This window comes from Pedobacter sp. HMWF019 (assembly GCF_003061025.1).
Classification (GTDB): Bacteria; Bacteroidota; Bacteroidia; order Sphingobacteriales; family Sphingobacteriaceae; genus Pedobacter.
Window position 1 is genome coordinate 1 of sequence record NZ_QAIL01000316.1, and the last position, 6,388, is coordinate 6,388.

General features: G+C 39.9%; 3 protein-coding genes. All 3 read left to right on the forward strand.

What is annotated here, in order from left to right:
• Positions 1–80: 80 nt before the first annotated feature.
• The 3 genes from DBR11_RS17740 to DBR11_RS17750 all read left to right on the forward strand — a co-directional run bounded on the left by DBR11_RS17740 (position 81) and on the right by DBR11_RS17750 (position 6,280).
• Complete coding sequence (locus DBR11_RS17740) at positions 81–1,193, forward strand: FecR family protein (protein WP_108553982.1); 1,113 nt, start codon at positions 81–83, stop codon at positions 1,191–1,193.
• 193 nt (positions 1,194–1,386) lie between these two features.
• Positions 1,387–4,737 carry a SusC/RagA family TonB-linked outer membrane protein gene (locus tag DBR11_RS17745; RefSeq protein ID WP_199233872.1) on the forward strand — a complete coding sequence of 1,117 codons (3,351 nt, stop codon included), beginning with the start codon at positions 1,387–1,389 and terminating at the stop codon, positions 4,735–4,737.
• Between the two features lie 10 nt (positions 4,738–4,747).
• Complete coding sequence (locus tag DBR11_RS17750; protein WP_108553983.1) at positions 4,748–6,280, forward strand: SusD/RagB family nutrient-binding outer membrane lipoprotein; 1,533 nt, start codon at positions 4,748–4,750, stop codon at positions 6,278–6,280.
• Positions 6,281–6,388 lie beyond the last annotated feature (108 nt).

The window sequence follows — 6,388 nt, forward strand, 5'->3', positions numbered from 1 at the left end:
GGTTTAATTTTTTTTAAAAACATCTTACACTCTGGCTTGAGCTATTGGTCTTATACATATCAGCCCCAATTAAAGCCGGTATGAAAGAGAACAAATCAAAGGATTTAATAGAAAAATATCTGAATGGAACTGCAACGGAACAGGAAAAGGCAATATTAAATTCCTGGTACAGTAACAGAAGCCGTGCCATGGCTGATGAAATGCCGGAGCCGGACTATGAGCTATGGGACAGAAAAATTAGCAGCCAGCTTCCAAAGCCAGGCAAAACAATATCGGGATGGTTTAAATATAGTGTAGCGGCGGCAGTAATGATCCTTGTGGGAACGGGTATCTTTTTTTATAAGCAGTATGATAAGAAAAGAGATCAGAATGTTATAACTGCTGCGATGGATATAGCGCCAGGCAAAAAATCGGCTACTTTGACATTGGCCAATGGGAAAAAAATTCGTTTGTCTGATGTGAATAATGGTTCACTGGCTAAAGAGGCTGGAGTGACCATTTCTAAAACAAAAGAGGGTGAGCTGGTCTATGAAATAGAAGATACAGATATTGAAAGCAACCCATTAAACACCTTGACTACGGCTAAAGGTGAAACCTATAAGATCCGTTTGCCTGATGGTAGTTTGGTTTGGTTAAACGCTGCATCAAGCTTGATTTACCCTGCTTCTTTAAACAAAAATGGCGTGCGTAGGGTAGAATTAAAGGGGGAGGGTTATTTCGAAATCGCTAAGGATAAAAAGCACCCTTTTGTTGTAAAGACTTCACAACAGGAAGTGACTGTACTGGGTACGCATTTCAATATCAGTGCTTATCCGGAAGAGGCAGTAACTTTGACAACTTTACTGGAAGGCTCTGTTAAAGTAGCCAATAGTAAGGACCAAAAGATATTGGTCCCAAACCAGCAATCGGCGACAAGTGGCAATAGCTTTTCTGTAAAAACTGTGGAGACCGATGATGTGATTGCCTGGAAGAACGGGTTGTTTGTTTTTAATGATGAATCTCTAGAAAATATTATGAGAGAGGTTTGCCGATGGTATGATATAGAAGTTATTTACCGTAACGCGGATAAGAATAAACTGTTTTTTGGAGGTATTTCGAGATATGACCATCTCTCTGGAATCTTAAAGAAATTAGAATTAACCGAAGGTGTGCACTTTAAGCTTGAAGGAAGGAGGATTATAGTAAGTAAATAACAAAACCAACGGTTAATAAAACCAGAAGTGCTTGAACACCCCTGGTTTAATTTTGCCGGTCATAACCAAATAGAACAGATTAGATAAGGCAAGGTGCTTAAAGATTCGAAGCCAAAGGCACAATGCATTAACCTGCGAGAAAAGCTTGCGCTAAGCGCATTAGCTGTACTCGTGCTAAAACCAAACAAAACAAATGTATAAAAATTATACTAAAAGAATTGGTATGCCTAACCGGCATCTCCATAAAATATGGGCGATTATGCGGCTGACAACCCTGATATTATTAGTGTCCTTGATCCAGGTGAGCGCTTTTACACGTGCGCAAAATATTACCATTCAGAAGGAGAACATCAGTTTAAGGGATGTTTTTTTTCAGATCCGAAAACAAACGGGCTATATCGTTATGTCCCAGTCTGAACAGGTCAATAAAAATAAACTGATCAGTTTAAATCTAAAAAATGCACCTCTGGAAGTTGCAATGACCAGGATTCTGCAGGGAGAGGATGTTACTTTTACTATTGAAGATAAATCAATTGTTCTGGCTCCAAAATCTTCTTTTATAGATAATTTGATGGGGATGTTAAGTGCTATTGACCTAAGAGGTAAGATTGTGGGTGAGGATTCTAAACCAATTCCGGGGGCTACTATTTCTGTAAAGGGAACTAAAAAAAGTACGGTTAGTGATGCTGAAGGTTCGTTTGTGATCAATGCTGCTGTTAACGATGTGCTCGTAGTCAGGATCATGGGCTATGAGCCAAAAGAAGTTACGGTCACTTCTGAAACAAGGATTACGGTTACTTTGAAGGAAGCAACGATGGAACTTGCTCAGGTTGTAGTTACTGCTCTTGGGATTAAAAGAGAAGAGAAGTCATTAGGCTATGCGGTTCAAAAGGTTCCGGGAGCAAGTCTGACTTCGGCAAAAGGTGTAAATATTGCAACTTCTCTAACGGGTAAGGTTGCTGGATTAAATATTCAGAATAGTACCGAGTTTGCGGCCAATCCGAGTGTTAAGCTTCGTGGTGCTGATGCGCTGCTGGTGATAGATGGTGTTCCTTATTCTAGTTTGTCTCTGGATAATATTTCTCCAGATGATATAGAAAGCATTGATGTGCTTAAAGGGGCGACAGCATCTGCGTTGTATGGAAACAGGGGCGGTAACGGGGCGATTATGATCACAACCAAGAGGGGGAATAAGGATGGTAACTTGGATATCTCGGTGAACAGCAGTAGTATGTTTTCTTCTGGTTTTTTGGCTTTTCCTAAGGTGCAGACCGGCTATAGTTCCGGAGGCGGAGGTAAGTATGGGGTTGGTGATTATGTATGGGGAGATAAACTGGATATTGGACGAATGGCCAAACAATATAACCCCAGTACTTATCAGTTTGAAAATATGCCACTGGTTTCAAAAGGCGCAAACAATCTGGCGAATTTCCTGCAGCAGGGTGTTATTCTGAACAACAATGTGAGTATTACGCAAAGTGGAAAAAATGGTAGTTTAAGAGCTTCACTGACAGATGTATATAACCGAGGGCAATACCCGAATACCAAGCTGAACAAAGTTATTGCAAGCATTTCCGGTGACATTAAAGCTGGTGACTTTACACTGGATGGGGGTTTTACATTTAACAAAAGGTTTTATCCAAATAATATTGGTGCAGGTTATGGTGCCGGGGGATACTTGTATAATCTGCTGATCTGGTCTGGTACAGAATATGATATCCGGGATTATAAAAACTATTGGGTTGCAGGCAAGGAGAACATTTTGCAAAACTGGATGGAAAATACCTGGTACGACAATCCTTATTTTATAGCCAATGAGATTTTAAGAGGAGATAATTATAATCTAACCAATGGCTATATCAATGCAAATTATCAGATCAAACCGTGGTTAAAGGTTGTATTGAGAACGGGAATGGATACCTATTCAGAAACTACGCAGTGGCGGAATCCAATTAGTGCAGTTGGAGGCTGGAATAAAAAAGGTTATTACAGTTTAACCAAAACAGATGCTTTTAGTACAAATAATGATTTGATGCTGCTTGCGGAGAATAAATTTGGGAAATTTCAGGTGAATGGCTTAGTGGGGGGAAGTATATTTTACAGGGAGTATTCTTCCTTAAATACTGAAACCCAAAATGGAATTACGGTTCCTGGATTTTATTCCATATCGGCATCTGTGGATCCCGTTAAAAGTACACCGTCCAATAGTAAAAAGCAGGTAAATAGCCTTTATGCAAAAGCTGGTATTTCTTATGATAATTTTGCCTTTATTGACCTGACTGGAAGGAACGATTGGTCTTCTACGCTTGCAGCAAATCAGCGTTCTTATTTTTATCCTTCTGTATCTGGAAGTTTAGTTTTTTCTGAACTGGTAAAATTACCTTTATGGATAAGTATGGCCAAACTTAGAGGGTCGTGGACCAAAACTAAACTCGACCCGGATGTATATGCGATCAACAACAGTTATACCATTAACACCAATGTTTGGAATGGCTCCAGTTCGAGCAGTTTTCCAACAACCATCAGAGGTGCTGATATCCTTCCTCAAACCAACAGAACCTATGAATATGGTGCTGGATTTTTCTTTTTGAAAAACCGGATCCGCTTTGATGCCGCCTATTTCAATAATCTTTATTATAATCAGATCATTTCTTCTACAGTGAGTAGCGCTTCCGGGGTGAGTAAGGTGCTGATCAATACAAAAGAAGAACTGGAAAGAAGGGGTGTGGAATTGAGTCTGGAAGGTACAGTGGTGAAAAACGATAACTTTAGCTGGGACCTTGGCTTGAACTGGTCTACAAACCGTCGGTATTACGCTGCATTGGATCCGGTATACAGCAGTAAGAAACAATGGGTAACCAAGGGAAGTCGTTATGATTGGGTAAGTGATAATTCCTGGGACAGAGCACCCGATGGACAGTTGATCCTTCAAAATGGTTTTCCGGTAGAGAGTCAGCAGGAAACTGTTCAGGGTTATTCTGATCCTGATTGGATCTGGGGGTTGAACAATACCTTTAAGTATAAAAATTTTAGCCTTAGCTTTTCATTTGACGGCCGTGTAGGTGGTACAGCGTATTCCAATATGATCTCCTATATGTGGAGCTCCGGAACGCATATTGATAGTGACAACAGCTGGAGATATGATGAGGTGGTTAATGGCAATAAATCTTATGTGGCTAATGGTGTTAAAGTGGTATCGGGTACAACCACCAGGGATGTTTATGGAAATATTCTGACGGATACCCGGGTTTTTGCTCCAAATACGACTGCGGTGTCTTACGAAACCTATATCAGGAATTCTCAGGGGGCACAGAACTATTTTAAGCAAACCTTTTTTAAGCTAAGGGAATTGTCTCTTACTTATACGCTTCCCGGTAAGCTGGTTAAAAATATTGGAATGAAGAATGCATCTATCGGTTTTATTGGACAGAATATGTTGTTGTGGACAAAGGACTGGAAGTATTCAGATCCGGATGTAGGTGGAGATGACCTAAATTCACCTTCGGTAAGGTATATGGGTTTTAATATAAAAGCGACCTTTTAAATAAGAAAAAATGAAAACATTTTATAGATCTATACTGATCATCGTAATAACTTCAGCACTTTTACCATCTTGCAAGAAATTCGATGAAATCAATACCAATCCCAATTCGCCTACAAAGACAACAGCGTCTTTACTGGCTACCAATCTGATTTTGAACATTACCACAGCAAGCGGCGGAAAAACTTTCATATTGCCTGCGTTGACGAACAAACAGATGGCATGGGGAGAGTTGCCTCAGGGAGAACAATACAATAATTTTGGAAGTGCAAGTTTCGGGGGATTGACTGTTTTGATGAATGTGCAGAAAATGATCGATGCAGCAGCAGAGGGTGACAAAAAAGCTTACACTGGATTGGGATTGTTTATTAAGGCGTATAAACTTTATTATTTGTCACTGAGTGTTGGTGATATTCCTTATTCTGAAGCACTCAACGCGGAGACCGGAAATGTAACCCCAAAATATGATCCGCAGAAACAGGTGATGCTGCAGGTGCTAAGAGATCTGGAAAGTTCGGCGGCAGCATTTGCTGCTGGTAAGGATTTTTCCGGTGATCCGGTATTGAATGGCAATGTGGATACCTGGCGCAGAATTGTTAATTCTTTTCGTCTGAAGGTATTGATCAGCCTTTCGAAAAAAGAAACTGATCCTGATTTGAAGATTAAAGAAAATTTTGTAAAAATTCTGCAAAGCGGGCCATTGCTGCGCAGCAATAGTGATAACCTTCAACTGGTTTATTCGGATAAGGCCAATCAGCTCTATCCCTTTAATAACTCCATCAATAAATTTACGAGTTATAGTATGGTATCGAGCGTAATGGTAGATACTCTAAAGAAATATGGAGATTATCGGTTGTTCTATTATGCGGCTCCATCGGCATATAAAACACAAACAGAAGGGAAACTGCCATCAGATTGGGATGCCTATCTGGGAACCGATCCTTCGGCCGAATTTACGTCAATTGTGAGTTTGTTTAATGCAAAAAAGTACTCACAGCTAAATTTACGTTATACGGCTTATGCTCCGGGTGAGCCCTTGATCAGGATTGGTTATGCTGAGCAGAATTATATTATAGCTGAGGCCATTGTGAGGGGCTGGGCGAGCGGCTCCGCAAAAACTTATTATGAAGAGGGGATCCGGGCATCAATGAATTTTATAAACAGTGCAACGCCAGATGATGTCAAATACCACAGTGACAGAAAGATCACGTCTACCTATATCTCAGATACCTATTTGAAAAATGAGAACGTATCTTTTTCTTCAGTGCAAAACAGAGAACTTAAACAAATCTGGATGCAGAAATACTTGATGTATTTTATGCAATATCCATATGATGCTTACTATGATTACAGGCGTACTGGTTATCCGAATCTGCCGGTAAACCCTGCAACAAGTACCAATCCTTTTGATAAGACCCAGATACCAGTTCGTTATACCTATCCTTCAGATGAATATAATTACAATCTTGAAAATCTTAAAGCGGCTTTAGACAGGCAATACAAAGGAAATGACCGAACAGATGGAGTGATGTGGATCTTGCAATAATTTATAATACGCTCTAAAAATACCGGGTGTCTGGGTAAAACAGGCCCCGGTTTATTAAGTTTTTAATTTAGTTTAATATGATCAAATCTATAAAAATCAGTTTTTTAG